General features: G+C 71.4%; 17 protein-coding genes. 6 read left to right on the top strand and 11 right to left on the bottom strand.

Translation table 11 applies throughout. From position 1 onward, the window contains the following. Window positions 1-3: 3 nt before the first annotated feature. Complete coding sequence (locus FXO19_RS10765; protein WP_149195098.1) at window positions 4-3,819, bottom strand: patatin-like phospholipase domain-containing protein; 3,816 nt, start codon at window positions 3,817-3,819, stop codon at window positions 4-6. A gap of 132 nt (window positions 3,820-3,951) precedes the next feature. Between FXO19_RS10765 and FXO19_RS10760 the strand changes: the two genes are divergently transcribed. Then, complete coding sequence (locus tag FXO19_RS10760; RefSeq protein WP_149195097.1) at window positions 3,952-4,830, top strand: hypothetical protein; 879 nt, start codon at window positions 3,952-3,954, stop codon at window positions 4,828-4,830. Window positions 4,831-4,845: 15 nt separating this feature from the next. Here FXO19_RS10760 and FXO19_RS10755 read toward each other — a convergent pair whose 3' ends face one another. Beyond that, window positions 4,846-5,457, bottom strand: a complete 612-nt coding sequence (locus FXO19_RS10755) for a DUF938 domain-containing protein (protein WP_149195096.1) — start codon at window positions 5,455-5,457, stop codon at window positions 4,846-4,848. A gap of 141 nt (window positions 5,458-5,598) precedes the next feature. On the opposite strand from FXO19_RS10755, the gene FXO19_RS10750 reads away from it, so the two are divergent. Then, window positions 5,599-5,955 (top strand): I78 family peptidase inhibitor, encoded by a 357-nt coding sequence (locus tag FXO19_RS10750; RefSeq protein WP_255516383.1) that lies wholly within the window; start codon window positions 5,599-5,601, stop codon window positions 5,953-5,955. Window positions 5,956-6,148: 193 nt separating this feature from the next. Then, window positions 6,149-6,472 (top strand): hypothetical protein, encoded by a 324-nt coding sequence (locus tag FXO19_RS10745; RefSeq protein ID WP_149195095.1) that lies wholly within the window; start codon window positions 6,149-6,151, stop codon window positions 6,470-6,472. Window positions 6,473-6,870: 398 nt separating this feature from the next. Here FXO19_RS10745 and FXO19_RS10740 read toward each other — a convergent pair whose 3' ends face one another. The 9 genes from FXO19_RS10740 to FXO19_RS10700 form a co-directional block, all read right to left on the bottom strand. Continuing rightward, complete coding sequence (locus FXO19_RS10740; protein WP_149195094.1) at window positions 6,871-7,671, bottom strand: hypothetical protein; 801 nt, start codon at window positions 7,669-7,671, stop codon at window positions 6,871-6,873. A 245-nt stretch (window positions 7,672-7,916) separates the two neighbouring features. Beyond that, the gene (locus tag FXO19_RS10735; RefSeq protein ID WP_484496922.1) at window positions 7,917-9,116 is read right to left on the bottom strand and encodes a lytic murein transglycosylase; all 1,200 of its coding nucleotides are present in this window, start codon (window positions 9,114-9,116) and stop codon (window positions 7,917-7,919) included. A gap of 132 nt (window positions 9,117-9,248) precedes the next feature. Continuing rightward, the gene (gene egtD / locus FXO19_RS10730; protein ID WP_425481465.1) at window positions 9,249-10,232 is read right to left on the bottom strand and encodes an L-histidine N(alpha)-methyltransferase; all 984 of its coding nucleotides are present in this window, start codon (window positions 10,230-10,232) and stop codon (window positions 9,249-9,251) included. Continuing rightward, window positions 10,232-11,539: an ergothioneine biosynthesis protein EgtB gene (gene egtB, locus FXO19_RS10725; protein ID WP_149195092.1), complete on the bottom strand. Its 1,308-nt coding sequence runs from the start codon at window positions 11,537-11,539 to the stop codon at window positions 10,232-10,234. The genes egtD and egtB overlap by 1 nt, the downstream gene beginning before the upstream one ends. A 90-nt stretch (window positions 11,540-11,629) precedes the next feature. Continuing rightward, window positions 11,630-12,238 (bottom strand): GTP cyclohydrolase I FolE, encoded by a 609-nt coding sequence (gene folE / locus FXO19_RS10720; protein ID WP_149195091.1) that lies wholly within the window; start codon window positions 12,236-12,238, stop codon window positions 11,630-11,632. A 136-nt stretch (window positions 12,239-12,374) separates the two neighbouring features. Beyond that, the gene (locus tag FXO19_RS10715; protein WP_149195090.1) at window positions 12,375-12,830 is read right to left on the bottom strand and encodes a hypothetical protein; all 456 of its coding nucleotides are present in this window, start codon (window positions 12,828-12,830) and stop codon (window positions 12,375-12,377) included. 96 nt (window positions 12,831-12,926) lie between these two features. Next, a complete protein-coding gene (locus FXO19_RS10710) occupies window positions 12,927-13,286 on the bottom strand; it encodes a hypothetical protein (RefSeq protein WP_149195089.1) in 360 nt (119 codons plus the stop codon). Between the two features lie 356 nt (window positions 13,287-13,642). Next, window positions 13,643-14,389 carry an anti-sigma factor family protein gene (locus tag FXO19_RS10705; protein ID WP_149195088.1) on the bottom strand — a complete coding sequence of 249 codons (747 nt, stop codon included), beginning with the start codon at window positions 14,387-14,389 and terminating at the stop codon, window positions 13,643-13,645. Continuing rightward, window positions 14,389-14,871: an RNA polymerase sigma factor gene (locus FXO19_RS10700; RefSeq protein WP_255516382.1), complete on the bottom strand. Its 483-nt coding sequence runs from the start codon at window positions 14,869-14,871 to the stop codon at window positions 14,389-14,391. Before FXO19_RS10700 ends, FXO19_RS10705 begins: the two co-directional genes overlap by 1 nt. 198 nt (window positions 14,872-15,069) lie before the next feature. Here FXO19_RS10700 and FXO19_RS10695 point away from each other — a divergent pair, with 198 nt between their 5' ends. The 3 genes from FXO19_RS10695 (at window position 15,070) to FXO19_RS10685 (ending at window position 18,131) form a co-directional block, all read left to right on the top strand. Further along, the gene (locus FXO19_RS10695) at window positions 15,070-16,407 is read left to right on the top strand and encodes a S8 family serine peptidase (RefSeq protein ID WP_149195086.1); all 1,338 of its coding nucleotides are present in this window, start codon (window positions 15,070-15,072) and stop codon (window positions 16,405-16,407) included. Window positions 16,408-16,500: 93 nt separating this feature from the next. After that, on the top strand, window positions 16,501-17,193 hold the full coding sequence (locus tag FXO19_RS10690) for a hypothetical protein (RefSeq protein WP_149195085.1): 693 nt from the start codon (window positions 16,501-16,503) through the stop codon (window positions 17,191-17,193). Window positions 17,194-17,324: 131 nt separating this feature from the next. Beyond that, complete coding sequence (locus FXO19_RS10685) at window positions 17,325-18,131, top strand: transporter (RefSeq protein ID WP_149195084.1); 807 nt, start codon at window positions 17,325-17,327, stop codon at window positions 18,129-18,131. Window positions 18,132-18,173 lie beyond the last annotated feature (42 nt).

Genomic DNA, 18,173 nt, shown 5'->3' with positions numbered 1-18,173 from the left:
CGGCTACGGTGCGCGCCGCAGCCGGCCGCTGCGTTCGCGATGGCGCTTGCCGGTCTGCAGCAACAACCCCCGCAGCCAGTCGTTGACCCGCCGCGCCGCGCCGCTGCGCCACACCCCGGCCGCGCCGTAGTAGCCGGGGCTGACCTCGACGGCGTCGATACGCTGCCGGCTGGCGAGCAGGCGCATGAACTCGGTGGCCAACCCCATGCGCCGCAGGTGGTCCTGTACCCGCAGCAGGCGCAGGGTGCCACCGGACAGCACGGCGATCGCCACGGTCGTATCGGGGAGACGGTTGCCGGTGCGCGCCAGCAGGTTGCTCCAGCGCAGCCGCAGCAGGTACAGCGCGGTCGGTGGGTACGCACCGGCCAGCAGCGTGGCGGAGGTGAGGATGCCGTGCTCGACATGGTTGATGCGGCCGTCGTCGAGCAGACGGTCGCAGGCCTCGCGCCAGGCGATGCCGGCGCCGGGGGTGACGTCCTCCGCCCGCAGCACCCGCTGGTAGCCGTCGTCGTTGACCAGCGCGGGCAGGTCCAGGCGCTGCTGGCAGAACGTGGCGAAGCGCACGCCGAAGGTGGGCAGCCCCACGGTCCAGGCGATACGAAAGATCGGCGACCAGCTCCAGTGCCGGAACGCGTTGACCCAGCCACGGTTGTCGGGGTGGTCCCAGTCGTGTTCGAAATCGAGATCGTGGTACACCGATTCCATCAGCCGGATCAGCTCCTGGCAGAAGTAGAAGCAGGCACGAAAATCCTTCTGCGCCGGCAGCCGCGTGCGCCGGCCCAGCGGACGCGCGGCATCGCCGCGGTCGCCATCGGGCGCCACCAGATCGGTCCAGGCCGGGTGGAACTGCGCATCCAGCACCGCCAGCGCCGGGTCGTTGCGCAGCTTGGCGAACAGGCGCGACAGCGCCTTGCCGTGCACGGCGAAGCAGTCGGCCAGGCTTGGCAGCGGCGTGACCCAGTGCTGGCGCAGGGCGATCAGCAGCCTGCGCTTGCGGCCGGAGTCATGCAGCCCGAGTTCGGCGTGGCCGGGCGCACCGACCTCGGCACCGATGCGTTCGAGCACCGGCGCCAGGGCGCGCTCGGCGATGTCCTCGCCGAGCCGGCGATAGCTCTCGAACTGCGCCTCGTCGAAGTACTGGTCGCGGGTGGCCTCGTGCGGGAATCGCGCATGCGTGCGCGCGTAGTGCAGGATGTCGGCGGGCTCCTCGCCGGTCAGCGTCGGCTTGAGGTACAGCAGCGTGCCGCGGCTGCCGTCGGCGTAGTGGATGCGGCCGACGGCGCAGCTGCGCGCGGCCGGTTCGTCGGCCTGCGGCTGCAGCCCGCGCACGTCGATGTCGATGCTGGCGCCGAAGTCGACACGACACTTCTGCACCGCGTTGCCGAGATCGGCGAACGTGCGTCCCGGATCGGTGCCGGCGTCGACGCACAGGATGAAACGGCAGCGCCGGCGCACCAGTTCGTAGAGGCCGAGGTTCTCGAAGTGGCCGCCGTCGGACAGGTGCACGAACTTGCCGCCGGCATGGGTGCGGCCGAGCAGTTCCGCCAACAGCCAGCGGCCGAAGAACGGCGTGGCGTCGGCGGGCGGGCGCCGCGGATGGCCGGGATTGGGCAGCCACCAACCCAGGCGGGCGTCGAACAGGGTCAGCAGGAACGTCACCGCCGGCGAACTGTGGAAGCCCATGTTGGGGCTGACCGCGGCACCGGAGATCGCGGTCGCGCTGCCCAGGGTCAGCGCCGAGGCCAGCGCCGGGCGCCCGGCGGTGACGTCCCCGACCGGCGTCGCACCCGGGCGCGAAGCCGGCGGCAGATGCCCGCAGAATCCCGGCGACAGGCAGAAAGAAGCGGCCTTGCGGTCCTGCCAGTCCAGCTGCTTGGCCGCCACCAGGTTCATCGCGGTGCCGATCAACGGATACAGCGGGCGCCCGCCGTGGTGTCGCTGCACTTCCACCAGGTCCGCCAGCACCAGGTCGTCCTGGACGTCGAAGTTGGTGGTGGGCTCGGGGTTGCGCGCCTCGTTGCTGGCGCCGAGATAACAGCGCACCAGGCGGTTGCGATAGAAGGCGTTGAGGCTGAACTCGTTGACGTTGACCGTCCACGCGAACAGCAGCCACACCGCGACCGCGGCGGCGATCACCAGCAGCAGATTGCCGGCATGCGCATCGATGCCGTCCTGCAGCCACAACAGGTGCTCGGCGAGCGTCGCGCCCGGCGCCGCCGACGGCCAGCCGACGAACCGGAGCAGCGCCTGTCCGACCAGGCTGAGCGCCACCAGCAGACCGAAGATGAATACCCACGGCGCGATGCGCGCCACCCGCTCCAGCAGCCACGCCCGCCGCGGCCCGCCGCCACCGCGCCGTCCATGCGCGAACAGCAGGCCGACCCCGGTGGTGGCCAGCCACGCCAGCGCACCGGCCCAGCCCAGGCTCGCCCAGCGCGCGCCGCCGAAGCGCGCCAGCGACGTCATCAGCCAGGGCCCGTACACCGCCAGCGCCAGGGCGAAGCTGACCCCGAGCACCACCGCGGCGGTGATCCTGCCGCCGGCACGTGCCCAGATCTCGCGCTGCAGATCGCTCAGCGCCGGCCCGGCCAGGCCCAGATGGACGATGCCGGTCAGCATCACCGCAACGACCACCAGCGACGGCCCCAGGATCATCGCGTGCCACAGGGTGCCGGCGGTGGCGAACCCGTCGCCCAGGATCCGCTGCGCGGCGACGATCGCGATCCCTGCGAACGCGGCCGCGCCCAGCGTCCCCAGCACGAAGCGCCGCGCGTGCCGCTGCAGCGGCGAAGGCGGTGCGTAGGCATCGGCGGAGAGCCGCGAGTACCAGCGGTCGAATGCCAGCCACAGCATCCAGGCGACGAAGTACAGCAGCGCGGTGGCCACCCCCAGGCGCGCGGCCGGCCGCAGCGGCGCATGCACCGCATCGATGGCGCGTTCCAATGCCCACGGCAGCTGGTCGTACCCGGCCAGTCCGGGCGCGCCGAGCAGTGCGGCACCGGCGGTGGCCACGACCATGGCGACGGCCGCCAGCGCGATCCGCGGCGGCGGCGGCGCGGCCTCGTCCTCCGGCACGCGCGGGCGGCGATTGCCGTACGTGGTCACGTACGCCAGCAGCGCCAGCGCCAGCATGCCCAGCAGCCCGGCAAGCGAGAGCAGCAGCGCCGGGCTGCTGCGGGCCAGTCCGGAGATCACGCCGTACACCGGCAGCGGCAGCAGCGCCAGCGCCAGGATCAGCGCGCACAGCTGCAGCTGGACCAGCAGCACGTTGCGCACATAGGTGCCGACCATGCCCAGGGTGTCGCCGGAGAACGGCGACTTGTGCGGGCTCAGATAGTTGCTGTACTCGCGCAGGTGCAGGATCGGCCGCTGCACATGCGCGGCGGCGCGCACCGCGGCTTGCGGCGATGCGCCCGCTTCGGCGACCGGCGCGCTCAGGCGCGTGCGCAGCACCGCAAACGCCGCGTCGAAACCGCGCCGACGGATCAGTGCCTGCAGGAACGCGCCGACATAGCCGCCGCCGGACACGCTGGACTGGTAGTGGAAGCACTTGAGCAGATCGTGGCGCGCCAGCGCCTGCAACACGCCCAGGCCGAAGGTGGCACTGCGGATGCCGCCGCCCGACAGCGCCAGCCCCCATGGCTCGACCGTATCGGCGACCGCATTCGCATCGACGTCGGCGCCCGCAGGCGTATCGGCGCGGGCGCCGAGAATCGTGGCCAGCTCCGCGGCCTGCACCGCATCGATGTCGACCGGTCCGGCCTGCGCCCGCCGGCGCAGGCGCGCGCGCAACGACGGAAGGACTTGCTGCAACCGCACGGGCTTCTCCTCCGGCAGACATCCGTGGCCACCGCCCGGCACCCGTTTGCGCCGGACGATGTTCGCGGCCGGCGACCGGCCGGCTGCGGCTGGCGTTACCCTGTCCGTGCAGCATAGGGAGACGCACCGGACATGCAACTGCAGCGCATCTACGCCGACTGGAACGCGATCCGCCACGCGACCGGCACCCCATCCAGCCGCCAGCGCCGCGCGTGGCGCGATGCCCTGCGCACGCGGCCGGCGATCGCCTACTGGGGCGACTCCTGGTTCAGCACGCCGCTGTACAAGAACCTGTACTGGAACAGCTTCGCGCGCATCGACGGCATCTCGCTGCGGCTCGGCGGCCCCGGGCTCACCGCCGCGAAAATGTGCACACCAGCACGTTGCCGCGACTACGCCGAGCGCCTGCGTTCGCGCGAGTTCGACCTACTGTGCCTGAGCATCGGCGGCAATGACGGGCTGGGGCCGCGCTTGGCGGCGGTGTTCGCGGGCGCCGGCCGCATGCGCGCCGAGGACGCCTTCGCCGAGGTCCTGGCCGCGCGCCTGTTCGACGGCATCCGCGAGCGCTACGCGATCCTGCTCGAGGCGATGGCGTCGGTCGGCGGCGGGTTCCGCGTCGTCGGCCACGGTTATGCACCGCCGCTGCGAATCGGCGATCCCGGCCGGACCAGCATCAAGAATCTCGGCCTGGCGGCGCCGCTGATCGGCAACGTCGGTCCGTGGCTGTGGCCGACGCTGCGGCCGGTGCTGGCGAGCAAGGCCGAGGTCGCGCGCTTCGCGCGGCTGTTGCTGGTCGACGGCTTTCGCGACCGGGTGCTGGCGCCGAGCAAGGCGGACTTTCCGTCGCTGTTCTCCTACGCCGATTTCTCGCAGATCGCCGACACCGCCGATCCGGCGTTCTGGTACGACGAGATCCACCCGACCGAGGCCGGCTTCGCCACGCTTGCCGTCGGCTACAACGCGATGCTTCGCGCCGCCCTGCCCGCGGCCAAGCGCGCGGCGGTCGCCTGAGCGCCGCTCGGCACGTCAGCCCGCTGTTGCCGCCGGCCTGCGCCAGACCACGCAGCGGTTGTTGGCCGGCATCGCCGCCTCCTCCGCCAACACCAGTCCGATGCCGGCGGCCAGTGCATCGACGGCCTCGAAGTCGCGGATGCCCGCATCCGGGTCGCGCGCCCTGAGCCAGGCGTCGAAGGCACGGTTGCTGTCGCTGTCGTAGCGGCCGCCGCGGTTGAACGGTCCGTAGATCGCGAGCATCGCGTCCGTCTCCAGCACCGCGTCGAGGCCGGCGAACAACGCCTCCACCTCGGGCCAGGCCATGATGTGCAGGGTATTCGCACTGAACGCCGCATCGAACCGCGTGCGCGGCCAGGGGCCGTGCGCGACGTCGAGTTCGCGCGCCGGCGGCGTGTTGGGCAACGCCGCCTCGTGCAGCCACTGCCCGATCCCATGCAGCCGATCGGCGCGATCGCTGCACTGCCACTGCAGCCGCGGCAGCGCGCGTGCAAAGTACACCGCGTGCTGGCCGGTACCGCTGCCGATCTCGAGGACGCGGCGGCGATCGGCGAAATGCCGGCGCAGCACGGCCAGGATCGGCTCGCGATTGCGTTCGCAGGCCGGGGCGTCGGGTTTGGCGGGCATGGCGTCGGAGGGTGACGGTCGGATGCAGCATGCCTCATCGCGGGCCTCGCGTCAGCGGCGCGGCAACCGGTGTTTAACGTCTTCCACACACCTGCGGCTGCAGGCTGTCGCCTCCATTCACCCACCGCTTTGGAGATCCCGATGTCACGTTCCGCCGCTTCGCTGCTACTGATGGTCCTGTCCGTCTCGCTGGCTGCCTGTACGCCGACGTCCACGGACGCTCCGGACGATGTCGTCGCCGACACGCCGCCGGCCGCCGCCGAGCCGGCGCCGGAGGCCCCCGGCGCGCTGGAAGAAGGCTGCGACGCCGACGCGGTGCAGTCGCTGGTCGGGCAGCAAGCCGACGACAGCCTGGTCGAGCAAGCCCGCACCGACGCCGGCGCCGAGATCGCGCGCGTGCTCAAACCCGGGCAGGTGGTGACCATGGAGTACCGCGCCGATCGCCTCAACATCGATGTCGACGAGTCCGGCACGATCACCGCACTGCGTTGCGGCTGAGCACTGAAGATCACACCTGCGCGCGCGCCGGTCAGCAATGGCCGGCGACGCGCACACGGACCATCGTCGTCGGTGAACCGGACAGAACGCGCGCGCGTGCCGACGGCGTGATTGCGATTCTTTAGCATCGCCGTGACGCAATTCATACGCGCCGGCGTGGAGACTGCGAGCATCATTCATCAGGAGATCGCGCATGTTCCGTTTCGCATTGCCCCTGGCCGCCGCGCTGACGTTGTCGCTGGCAGCCTGCACGCCGCCGGAGGAAACACCCCCGATGGACGAACCGGCAGGGCCGACCGAACCTGCGGGTGACGCCGGGTATGCGCCGCCTCCCACCGATGACACCCTGGATCCGACCACCGACCCGATGCAGGATCCGCCACCGGTCGATCCCATGGATCCGAACGCACCGCCGCCCACCAACCCACCGGAAATGATCGACGAAACGTCGCCGGAAGATCCCACCGACGAGCAGATGCCGCCCGAAGATCCGGAGGATGTCCCGCCGACCCAATGATCGCGCCCCGGCGCGACTCTCTCTCCAAGGTCGACGATTCCCGCCCCATCCCCAGGGGCGGGATTTTTATGTCAGCGAGCCGGCACGCGTGCGTGGTGCCAGGCGATGGCCACGCCGACCGGCAGCAGCAGCGCTGCCGGCAGCCAGGGCGCCCCGGGCAGGTGCATCGGCGCATGCGCGCCGCCGAATGCCGCACGTCGATCAGCACACGACGAAGATGAAGGCGAGCGCCGCCTAGGGGCTGCTGACGGGCGGCGTCGCGGAACGTGTCCGCGATGGCGGGGCGGCCTCGGATGGTCGTCCAGCCAACGGTCGCGGGCCATCTGTCGGACATGACGACAACGCCCCGGCATCGGGCGATGCCGGGGCGAATGCGATGTTCTGACTTGTGTGCTCGCTCAGCGGTTGGCGAGCAGCCGGGTGGTGTTCACCGCCAGCTGCTCCACGGCGTTGCCGTAGGCGCCGTGGCCGCCGTTGGCATAGACGTCGTGGCCCTGGGCGAAGGATGCGGTGACGTTCGCGGCGATGTCACGGGCCTGGCTGAACTGCCCCTGCAGCGCACCGTCCAGCGATGCCACCGCGTCGGCGGCGCTGGCGAAGTCGCCGCGGGTGACGGCATCCATCACGCCCTTTGCGGTGCTCTGCACGTCGCTCAGCGAGCGCGCGACCGCGCCGAGATCGCCGATGTCCGGCGTGCGGCCGTTGGTCAGCGCGCCGGCGGCCAACGAGCTCAGCGCCCCCTGCAGCGAAGTGTTGGCACCGGGGATCTGGCCGGCGAACTTGTCGATGGCGAAATTGGCGAACGGCTGCATCGCCGTCGGCAGGTTGTCGGCGACCGCGCTGCGCGCCGCCTCGCTGAGGCTGCCGCCGAGCAGGCCATTGACCACCCCCATCACCGCCCCCGGCAGGCCGCCGGTGATCGCGCCCATGACCGCGGCGCCGATGATGCCTTCGAGGTCCTTCGCGTCGAGGCCGAGCGCATCGGCGATCTGTCCGAGCGCCCCATCGATGCCCATCGCGTCGGTCATCGAACCGAGCGCGGTGCTGACCGCCGCGCTCAGCGAATCGACTGCCTGGCCCAGCGCCTCGGCGGCATTGCCGATCGCGTCGTTGGCCGAAGCGTCGTTGCCGGTGCCGCTTGTACCGTTGCCGTTGCCTCCGCCGCCGACGCCGCCGGCGCCATCGCTTCCATCGCTCATGATGGATCCTCCTGAGAGTGGTTCCGGGCTCGAGACTAGATCGGGCCGCCACGGGTCGAAAGCTGGGGCAGACCCGAGGTCCGCGCACGATGGGCGGATTGCCTCCGTAGGAGCGCGCCATGCGCGCGATGCCGCGGGTATTTCGCCGCCACGGGATTCCGGCCGCCAGCGCGCATTCCGGCTCGCAATGGGCCGCCGATGGCCGAGCTCGGGAACGCCCGCGGCATCGCGCGCATGGCGCGCTCCTACGGCGAGGTCAGCGCCTCGAGGATCCTGCGGCCGGCGCGACCATCGACCGGGCTCAACCCGAGGCGCCGCTGCTCGGCCTGGATCGCGCGCCGGGTATTGCTGCCGATCATGCCGTCGACCTCGCCGATGTCGTGGCCGCGATCGAGGAGCAATTGCTGCAACTGGCGGCGCTGCGCGCGCGACAAGCCGGGATCGTCGGTCGGCCAGGCGGCGGCCAGCCCGGCGCCGCCACGCAGGCGGTCGGCCAGCAGCGCGATCGCCAGCGCGTAGCTTTCGGCGGCGTTGTACGCATAGATCGCGTCGTAGTTGCGGAACACCAGGAACGCGGGACCGTCGCGCCCGGCCGGGATCAGCAGTGCCGCCTGGGTCGACGGCGGCAGCGACGACAGCGCGATCTCGCTGCCGTCGTGATGGCGCACGCCGCGCGCGGTCCAGTCGGACAGCGCCCGCCGCCGGGTACGTCCGGCCAGGGAGGTGTCGAAGTCCGGCGGCAGCCGCACCTCGAAGCCCCAGGGCTGCGCCGTGCGCCAGCCGGCGCGTTTGAGGTAGTTGGCGGTGGAGGCGAGCGCGTCGGGGATGCTGTCGACCAGGTCGCGGCGGCCGTCGCCGTCGAAGTCGACCGCGATCCGCGCGTAGGTGGACGGAATGAACTGGGTATGGCCGAAGGCGCCGGCCCAGGAACCGTTGAGTCCTTCGGCATCGATATCGCCGTCCTGCAGCAGCTTCAGCGTGGCGAAGAACTCGCCACGGAAGAAATCCCGGCGCCGGCCACTGCACGACAGCGTCGACAACGACACCAGCAGCGGCCGCTTGCCGAAGGTCTTGCCGTAATTGCTCTCCACGCCCCAGACCGCGACCACGGTTTCGGGATCCACGCCGTAGGCGCTCGCCACGCGCGCCAGGAGGTCGCGGTGCGTGTCCAGCATCGCGCGCCCGTCGGCGACGCGCTCGTCGTCGACCAGGCCGGCCAGGTAGTCCCAGATCGGGGTGGTGAACTCCGGCTGCGCATCGAGCAGTTCCAGCACCGACGGGTCCGGCTGCAGGCCGGCGGTGTGGCGATCGAAGGTGGCGGCCGACACGCCCTTGGCCGCGGCGGCGGGCTTCAGTCCGGCCAAGCAGCGCTCGAAGGCGGGATCGGCGTGCACGGCGAAGGCCGGCGCGAGCAGCAGCAGGCAGGCGAGGCGTTTCATCGGCATCGGCGCAGGATCGGGAGCGGTCATCATAGGCCGCGCTGGCGGTCAGGGCTGAATGGCCGCGGGTTTGCGCGCCGGTGTGAAACGACGGCAGTCTTCCGCGGGCTCTTCATTGGCGCGGCACCGCCCCGGGCATCAGCCGGCGTCCATCCGGCGCAGCAGGCGCAGCCCATACCAGTCGGCCGCGTCGTTCCAGGCGGCGGCCGGCGCCAGCCCGGCGCGCGCGGCGATCGCCGCGAAGCCGGCATCGGTGTACTTGTGGCTGTATTCGACCTGCATCGCCTCGCCGGCGGCGAAGTCGAACACGTGGCCGTCCACGCGCACGCGCTGCGCGCGACGGCTGACCAGCCAGGTTTCGATGCGGCCGCGCTCGCGCGAATAGTGCGCCCGGTGGCGAAACTGATCGAGATCGAAATCGCTGCCGATCTCGCGGTTGAGCCGTGCCAGCAGGTTGAGGGTGAAGGCGGCGGTGACGCCGGCGGCATCGTTGTAGGCGGCCTCGATCGTCGCCGGATCCTTGTCCAGGTCGATGCCGATCAGCGCCAGCCCGTCCTCGCCGATGGTGTCGCGCATCGCGCGCAGCAGCTGCACCGCCTCGTCCTCGACGAAATTGCCCAGGGTCGAGCCGGGAAAGAACGCCAGCGTGCGTCGCGGCGCCCGCCGTGGTGACGGCAACGCCACCGGATGGGTGAAATCGGCGCAGACCGGCAGCATCTCGATCCGCGGGAAACGCCCTTCCAGCCGCGCCACGCTGTCGAGCAGCGCCGCGCGCGAGATCTCGATCGGGGTGTAGGCGACCGCGTCGTCCAGCCCGGCCAGCAGGGTTTCGGTCTTGCGTCCGCTGCCGCTGCCGTACTCGACCACATGCACGCGCGCGCCGATCGCCGCGGCGATGTCGGGCATGCGCCGCTGCAGCAGCGCCGACTCGGTGCCGGTGAGGTAGTACTCCGGCTGGCGGGTGATCTGCTCGAACAGCATCGAGCCGCGCGCATCGTAGAAGTACTTCGACGGCAGCCGCTTGGGCGTGGCCGAGAGCCCTGCGACGGCGTCGTCGACGATCCGGTCGCGTCCCGGCTGCAGGTCGACCAGCTCGGCATCGGGGGCGGCGCGCATGTCCATCAGGCGTCCCGCGCCAGCCGCAGCCCGGCGAACTGCCAGCGCGCCTGCGGCGGGAAGAAGTTGCGATAGCTGGCGCGCATGTGGTCGCGCGAGGTGGCGCAACTGCCGCCGCGCAGGACCCATTGGCCGCACATGAACTTGCCGTTGTACTCGCCGAGGCTGCCGGGCAGCGCGCGGAAACCCGGATAGGCCGAGTACGCACTCGCGGTCCATTCCCAGACATCGCCGTAGAGTTGCGCGAAGCCCTCGCCCATCGCGTCGGCCGCGTCGCCGGGTGGCGCCTGCGGCTCCAGGTCGCCGTCGTCGACGAAGTGGCCGGCCACCGGGCGCGCCGCGGCCACCAGCTCCCACTCCGCCTCGGTCGGCAGGCGCGCACCGGCCCAGCGCGCATATGCATCGGCCTCGTAGTAGCTCAGATGGCAGGCTGGCGCATGCGGATCGAGTTCGCGCACGCCGCCAAGCGTGAACGCGTGCCGCAGGTCGTCCTGCCAATACAGCGGTCGCTGCCAGCCTTCCGCCTGCACCCGTGCCCAGCCGTCGCTCAGCCACAGGCCCGCCTCGCGATAGCCGCCGTCCTCGATGAAGGCGCGGTATTCGGCATTGCTGACCGGGCGGCTGGCCAGCGCGTGCGCGGGCACCAGTGTGCGATGGCGCGGCGACTCGTTGTCGTAGGCGAAGTCGCCGGCGTCGGGCCAGGCCGGCGCACCGATCGCGGCGATGCACTCGCCGGCCGCGATCCAGCGCAGCGGCGTGTCCGCGCCGCGTCGCTCGGGCAGATCGTCGCGATAGGCCGGCCGCAGCGGGTTGCACCACAGCGCGTGCTTGATGTCCGTCAGCAGCAGCTCCTGGTGCTGCTGTTCGTGTTGCAGGCCGAGCTCCAGCCGCTGCAGCGCTTCGCGGTCCAGACCGCCCTCGGCGAGACGGCGGTCGAGACGCGCGTCGACTTCGGTGCGGTAGTCGCGCACCTGTGCAAGGTCCGGCCGCGACAGCAGCCCGCGCCGCGGCCGCGCATGCATCGGCCCGATGCTCTGGTAGTAGCTGTTGAACAGGTAGTCCCAGTCCGGATGCAGCGGCCGGTAGCCGGGATCCGCGGCGAGCACGAAGCGCTCGAAGAACCAGGTGGTATGGGCGAGGTGCCACTTGGCCGGACTGGCATCGTCCATGCTCTGCACCATCGCGTCTTCCGGCGACAGCGGCGCGGCGAGTTGCGCGCTGCGTGCGCGCACGTGCCGGAAGCGCTGGGCCAGCAACTCCGGCGGAGGCACGGCGGCAGCCGGATCGTGGGGGTCTGCGGCCAGAGATGACATGTCGACAGAATACCGCGATCGTCCGGGCATGTCGGGCGCCCGCTCGCTCCCGCGTTTACGAAGCCGACGGGCTTCGGTGCGGGCGGCACCTCAGCGCCGATAGCCGTTGCCGACCTCGATGAAGCGCAGGAACTCGGCGCGGGTGCGCGCATCCTCGCGGAACGAGCCGAGCATGGTCGAGGTGATCATGCTCACCCCGCGCTTGTGCACGCCGCGCGTAGTCATGCATTCGTGCGCGCCCTCCACCACCACGCCGACGCCCAGCGGCTGCAGCGCGCGCTGGATGCAGCCGGCGATCTGCGCGGTCATCTTCTCCTGCACCTGCAGGCGCTTGGCGTAGGCCTCGACCACGCGCGCCAGCTTGCTGATGCCGACCACCTTGCCGTTCGGCAGGTAGCCGACGTGCACGCGGCCGATGATCGGCGCCATGTGGTGCTCGCAGTGGCTCTCGTACTCGATGTCGCGCAGCACGATCATCTCGTCGTAGCCCTCGACCTCCTTGAAGGTGCGGGCGAGATAGTCGTCCGGGTCCAGGGCATAGCCGCTGAACCATTCACGGTAGGCCTTGGCCACGCGCGCCGGCGTGTCCAGCAGGCCCTCGCGCGCCGGGTCGTCGCCGGCCCAGCGCAGCAGCGTGCGCACCGCATCTTCCGCCTGCGCGCGGCTGACGGCGGGGGATTCGTCGGAGGGATCGGCCATGGGCAACGGTCGGCGAAGAAGAGAAACGCCATGTTACCGCGCGCCTTGACCTTGCAGTCAGCCAGGCGCGGCGGCGCGCAACCGCACCTGACGGCCACTGCGGCGCAACGCGGTGCCCGGGAAGCATTGGCAGGCGCTAGTAGCGGCCCTTCTCGCGTACCGATTTGTCCATTTCGCGCCAGACATGCTCGACTGCGGGCCGTGCCTGGTCCCAGTTCAGCCGCGAATCGCCGCGCACCTTGAGCCAGCGCGCGCCGATCGCGGACTCGACGTCGGCGAACGGCTGGCCGCCATGGCTGCGGAAACTCTCGAGCCCGAGCCGGTACGCCGGCTCGTAGTCACGCCACTCGCAGCCCTCGACGTAGTAGTGGGTGTGGGTGTGGATCTGTTCGAAATGGCCGAGGTCGCCGCGGGAATCGGCCGATTCGGCGGTGCGGTGGCCGAACAGGGCGCCGGCGGCGGTGCCGATCACCACGCCAACCACCAGGCCAGGCGGACCGCCGGCGAGGAATCCGAGGCCACCGCCGGCCGCGCCGCCCAGCAACGCGCTGCCGCCGGCGCCGAGGATGTGCTCCTTCTGCAACAAGCTCATCGCTACCTCCTGGTCACGCGCGGCTGCGCCGCCGTCGTGGGTGCACGCGCTTCCACGGCTCCGAAGAAACACGCCGGCCAGAAGCCAGCCTACGCGTCAACCGGCAGTCGCAGCACCGGCCGCCAGCGCGTCGGCATCCAGCCACGCCGCCATCACCGCCGGGCGCGCCTCGATCCAGCTCAGGCGCGATGCGCCGCGTGCCGCGTTCCAGTCTCGTTCGAGCGCGGCCTCGGCCTGCTCGAAAGCGGCACGATCGTGCGCGGCCCATTGCTGATGGCCGTAGCGATAGGCCGGTGCGTAGTCCGACCATGTTCGGCCGGTCGAGTAATAAGAAGCATCGCGATAGTCACGCCGGTAGCGCGCCATCTCCGGAAAGCTGCCGTCGTCACCGGCACCCGGCACCGATCGCGCGCCGGTGTCGGCCCCGCCGTTGACCGGATCGCTGACTTTGTCCATCACTAATTCCATCGCGTCATCTGCGTGGCGCGGTTGCCTTGGAGATGCGCCGACGCTACGCCGCGGCAGGTCACCGGATGGTGAAAGGATGACGGCACGGCGGACGTCGGGAACACGGTTCACGTCGTTGCCTTGGCGGCTTGCGGCCCGGGCTCCGCTGTCCGCCGCGGTATTTCGCAAACGGCGCGTCCCTGAACAGCGCGCCGCGTTCAGTCGCGACCGGCCGGCCACGCATTCATTTGATCAGGTTCAAGTTCGCGCAGCACCATCGGCGCGGCGGTGATCGGGAGCGGCCGTGGATCGTTCTGCGATGGAACCGGCGCCATCGACGCCGGCTTCCGGATCCGCGAACCCGCTCAGCGCCAGCCGGCATCGCGCGCGGCGCGTTCTCCCTCGGCGTCGAGCGGTTCGCCGTCGAGCCGTACCTCCAGTTCGGCCAGCACGGCGGCCGGAAGCGAAGTGGACGCCTGCCGCAGTTCACCGCCTGGCGCAGTCGCGACTTCGCTCGCCACCGGCACCTGCCAGCCCGCGCCGTCGCGGCAAGCCAGGCCGGCCAGGACACGTTCGCCCTTCAGCGCGAAACTGCGGCAGTAGCTGCCATCGACGGCCCGGAAACTGATCCCGATCTCGACCGGGCCATCCTGCGGCGCGCTGGCCAGATGCGTGTCCAGCGCCGCGGCCAGGTGCGCGCGGGCGCGGAGCGCGCCGTCCGCACCCGCCACCAGTTCGCCGCCGCCCCTGTCGCGCGCATGGAACCACTGCACGACCAGCACGCCCAACAGCAACGACGCCGCCATCGCACTCCATTCCGGCCACGACCATCGCCGCGGCCCGCGCGCCTCGCGGCGGGCGGTCGCGTCGCGGATATCGGCCACGCCGCCGCTCGCATCCTCGCCACGCGCAGCGGCCAGCAAGCGCTCCGGCACCGGCTCCTCGAGCACGCCCGCGAAGCCCGCCGCCAATCGCGCACGCAGCGCGCGATGCCGCTCCAGCCTTGCCCCCAGCGCGGGGTCGGCGGCGATCGACGCCGCCACGCGCGCGGCATCGGCCGGCTCCAGCTCGCCGTCGGCATAGGCCATCAGCATTTCGTCGTCGATCTTCATCACCTGCCCCGGTCGTATCCTTCAAGCATGCCCTGCAAGGCTTCCCGCGCCCGTGCCAGACGACTGGTCACGGTCCCGATCGGCACGTCCAGCACCGCGGCGGCCTCGCGGTAGGCCAGGCCTTCGACCAACACCAGCGCGACCACCTCGCGCTGTTCCGGCGTCAGCCGCGACACCGCCGCCCGCACCGATATCGCCGCCGCCTGGCCGTCGACCGTCGCGGCGCCGACATGCTCGCCCGCCTCCTCCGGCGCGAACACCTGGTGCCGACGCCGGCGCGCACGCAATTCGTCGATCCAGGCGTTGCGGACGATACCGAACACCCACGCTTCCAGTGATTCGCCTGGACGCCATTGCGCCGACCGCACCAAGGCACGCTCGAGCGCGATCTGCACCAGATCGTCGGCATCTCCCGGATCGCCGGCAAGGGCACGCGCGAACCGCCGCAGGCGCGGCAACAACTCGCACAGGCGATCTTGCATGCGATGGGGGGAATCCATGTCTGTCATGCGGATATACGTCCGACGCGGGCGATTTCTTCCATGAACCGCAGTCGGCTTCCTGAACACTTCCTGCGTGGTCGATGGACGGGCGTGATGACGGGGGCGCGGATGCTAGCATCCCCCATACGGGCGCCTGCCGCGAATGGCCGCCCGGCCACACGTCCTGGTACGGGCTCCATGCGCAACCGGCGATCTCCGATCCTGCTCCTGGCCGCGCTGATCGTGGCCACGATCCCTGCGACATCCGCGCAGGTGGCGCCGCCGTCGCTGCCGGGGCAGACCCAGCTGCGCGGTCTGCCATCCGAACGCCTGGGCACGCTGCCGGTGCCCCGGAACGCGATCGACAATGCCGCTGCGAACGCACTGTCCACCGCCCGCCGGCTGGAACTCGAACGCGTCGTGCGCATGCACCGCGACGTGATCGACACCGACCGCTCCGGCGCACCGGTGGTACGCAGCGAAATCGTCGCCATCGATCCGAGCGCGGAAGCCCTGCAGCGCGCACGCGCCTCGGGCTTCACCGTCGCCAGCGAACGCGGCCCCGACGAACTCGGCCTGCGCATCGTGGTGCTGCGCGCACGCGAGGGCATGCGTACCCGCGCCGCGCTGCGCCGGCTGCAGCGCCTCGATCCCGATGGCGAGTACGACTACAACCATCTCTATCTCGGCTCCGCCACGCCGGCTGCGAACGCACCGGCTGCGAGCGCACCGGCTGCGGCCGCTTCCCCGGCCGCGGCCACGGCCGGGAACAGCAGCAACAGCAGCGCCCGGATCGGGCTGATCGACAGCGGCGTCGATGGTGCCCACCCGGCCCTGGCCGGCGTGCAGATTCAATCCTGGGGCTGCGACGGCGAACGCCATCCGGACCGCCACGGCACCGCCGTCGCCTCGCTGCTGGCCGGCGACACCGGTCTCGGATCACCCGCTCCCGCGACGCTGCTCGCGGCCGACATCTACTGCGAGCAACCGACCGGCGGCGCCGCGACCGGTCTGGCCGAGGCCATGGCCTGGCTGGCCCGGGAACGGGCCGGCGTGATCAACATCAGCCTGGTCGGCCCCCACAACCGCCTGCTCGAGCGCGTGGTGCAGGCGATGGCCGGACGCGGCCATGTCCTCGTCGCCGCGGTCGGCAACGACGGCCCCGCAGCGCCGCCGCTGTATCCGGCCGCGTATCCCGAAGTCATCGGCGTGACCGCGGTCGATGAGCGGCTGCGTGCGTTGCCCGAGGCCGGACGTGGACCGCAGGTCGATTTCGCCGCCCCCGGCATGGAGCTGCGCGTGGCGGTGCCGGACGGCGGCTGGGACCTGGCCCGCGGTACCTCGTTCGCCGCGCCGCTCGTCGCTCGCCTGGCCGCGCAGGTGGTGCCCGTGGCCGGCGCCGGTCGCGGCGACGCGGTCCGCATCGCGCTGGCCGCGCAGGCCAGCGACCTCGGCGCACGCGGGCGCGACAACACCTATGGCCATGGCCTGGTCGGTGCCGCGCCTGGTCTCGCCAGCGCCGACCCATCGCGATGAACGGCGGCTGACCCGTCCTGGAAGAAACCCGCACCCCTGGTCGTAGTTCTCCCTGAAAGCCGTGGATGGTCCGCGGCGTCAAGGAGTTCCGACATGACACACCGACAACTGTTGACGACGGCGCTGCTCGCCGCGCTGTTCACCACGCTCGCCACCCTGCCCGCGGCCTTCGCCCAGCAAGCGGGCACCGAGGCCACGGCCGACGCCCACGCGACCGTGCCGACCGAGCAGCTCGCCGAGCGCTACGCCGAGCTGGCCGGCTCGACCGGGGCCGCCGCCGATCTGGTCCGCTCGCTGCGCGAGGGCACCGAGTCCGCCGCGGCGATGGGCTATGGCGAGATCGATCTCACCCTGGCGATGGCCGAGTCGCTGATCGACAACGGCGCAGCGGCCGATGTCGACATCGCCCTCGACCAGGTGCTGGGGCTGCGCGCCGACGGCATGGGCATGGGTGAAATCGCCCAGGAACTGGGCTTCAACCCCGGCGAGCTGGTCAGCGCTTCCCATCGCGCAGACGTGGCCGCAGGCGGCGGCGCCGAAGCCGGCCTGGCGATCGCCGACGAGGCTTCCGGCGGCCTTGCGGGTACCGAGGCTGGCGCCGCCACCGCTGCAGACGCGCGGACGCGCGCCGCGATCGGCGCGGACATCTCCACCGACGTCCGCGCCAATGCACGGGTCGACGCCGGTGCGCGCGGCACCGTTTCGGGGCGCCCGGCGGGCGTCCGCGTGCCGGCGCTGCCCACGCGTCCGCTGCTCCCCGAGCGCCCGCAGCGCGGGAACCGTTGAACCGTCCCTGCGGATGATCTGATCCGGTGGGCGTCATCGGGCGCCCACCACTTCGCATCTGGAGTCGCGCGCATGGCTGCCATGCCTGCGCGAAGGCCTTCTCCGGAACGACCCTCCACAAGGAGAGCGCAATGCCCCGTTCCACCCTTTGCTGCATCGCCCTGCTGTCGCTCGCCGGCCCAGCCGCCGCCGCCGATGTCGGCCTCGGCATTGCCGTCGACTACAGCAGCGGCGACTACGGCAGCGACACCACCACCGACATCCTTTCGATCCCGCTCACCGCGCGCATGGACGCCGGCGACTGGACCCTCAAGGCCAGCCTGCCGTGGCTGCGCGTGAATGGCGACCCGGACGTGCTGCCGACGGTCGGCCTGGTCGACAACCTCAATCCGGCCGGCCGCGGACGCGGCGGCCTGCTCGGGGACCCGGCGGGCGACGGCGAAACCACCTCCGAGCGCGGCAGCGCGTCCGGCATCGGCGACCTCACCCTCGCAGCGACCTACTCGGTGCCGACCGGCAACGCGCTCGGCGTGGACCTGACCGCCAACGCCAAGATCGCCACCGCCGACGAGGACAAGGGCCTGGGCACCGGCGCCGACGACTACGGCGTCGCCGTCGACCTGTACCGCGACCTCGACGGCACGATGCTGTTCGGCGGCGCCGGCTACACCCGGCTCGGCGAGTCGCAGTACATCGAGGTCGACAGCGTGCTCAGCGGCAACATCGGCATCAGCCGGCGCACCGGCAAGGGCCGCATCGGCCTGATGTACGACTATCGGGAAGCGGCGGCGAACGGTTTCGACGACCGCAGCGACGCGATCGGATTTCTGTCCACACCGGCCGGCACCGGCAGCCGGTTGCAGCTCTACCTGAGCAAGGGCTTGTCCGATGGCAGCCCGGACTGGGGCGCCGGCACCCGCTTCATGCATTCGTTCTGACCTCGGCGCCGGGACCGTCCACGACGGCCGCGACCTGGGCGG

Origin of the sequence: Luteimonas suaedae (genome assembly GCF_008312895.1) — a bacterium.
Taxonomy (GTDB): domain Bacteria; phylum Pseudomonadota; class Gammaproteobacteria; order Xanthomonadales; family Xanthomonadaceae; genus Luteimonas; species Luteimonas suaedae.
Note: the sequence above shows the minus strand (reverse complement) of the source record. Positions and strands in the feature narration are given on the sequence as shown.

Excerpts from the sequence above, each read along its gene's own strand:
- FXO19_RS10690 (WP_149195085.1), top strand. The coding sequence starts at position 16,501 with ATGACACACCGACAACTGTTGACGACGGCGCTGCTCGCCGCGCTGTTC.
- FXO19_RS10760 (WP_149195097.1), top strand. The coding sequence starts at position 3,952 with ATGCAACTGCAGCGCATCTACGCCGACTGGAACGCGATCCGCCACGCG.
- FXO19_RS10735 (WP_484496922.1), bottom strand. The coding sequence starts at position 9,116 with ATGCCGATGAAACGCCTCGCCTGCCTGCTGCTGCTCGCGCCGGCCTTC.
- FXO19_RS10700 (WP_255516382.1), bottom strand. The coding sequence starts at position 14,871 with ATGCAAGATCGCCTGTGCGAGTTGTTGCCGCGCCTGCGGCGGTTCGCG.
- FXO19_RS10755 (WP_149195096.1), bottom strand. The coding sequence starts at position 5,457 with ATGCCCGCCAAACCCGACGCCCCGGCCTGCGAACGCAATCGCGAGCCG.
- FXO19_RS10685 (WP_149195084.1), top strand. The coding sequence starts at position 17,325 with ATGCCCCGTTCCACCCTTTGCTGCATCGCCCTGCTGTCGCTCGCCGGC.
- egtD (WP_425481465.1), bottom strand. The coding sequence starts at position 10,232 with ATGGACATGCGCGCCGCCCCCGATGCCGAGCTGGTCGACCTGCAGCCG.
- FXO19_RS10750 (WP_255516383.1), top strand. The coding sequence starts at position 5,599 with ATGTCACGTTCCGCCGCTTCGCTGCTACTGATGGTCCTGTCCGTCTCG.
- FXO19_RS10710 (WP_149195089.1), bottom strand. The coding sequence starts at position 13,286 with ATGGACAAAGTCAGCGATCCGGTCAACGGCGGGGCCGACACCGGCGCG.
- FXO19_RS10705 (WP_149195088.1), bottom strand. The coding sequence starts at position 14,389 with ATGAAGATCGACGACGAAATGCTGATGGCCTATGCCGACGGCGAGCTG.
- folE (WP_149195091.1), bottom strand. The coding sequence starts at position 12,238 with ATGGCCGATCCCTCCGACGAATCCCCCGCCGTCAGCCGCGCGCAGGCG.
- FXO19_RS10740 (WP_149195094.1), bottom strand. The coding sequence starts at position 7,671 with ATGAGCGATGGAAGCGATGGCGCCGGCGGCGTCGGCGGCGGAGGCAAC.
- egtB (WP_149195092.1), bottom strand. The coding sequence starts at position 11,539 with ATGTCATCTCTGGCCGCAGACCCCCACGATCCGGCTGCCGCCGTGCCT.
- FXO19_RS10745 (WP_149195095.1), top strand. The coding sequence starts at position 6,149 with ATGTTCCGTTTCGCATTGCCCCTGGCCGCCGCGCTGACGTTGTCGCTG.
- FXO19_RS10715 (WP_149195090.1), bottom strand. The coding sequence starts at position 12,830 with ATGAGCTTGTTGCAGAAGGAGCACATCCTCGGCGCCGGCGGCAGCGCG.
- FXO19_RS10695 (WP_149195086.1), top strand. The coding sequence starts at position 15,070 with ATGCGCAACCGGCGATCTCCGATCCTGCTCCTGGCCGCGCTGATCGTG.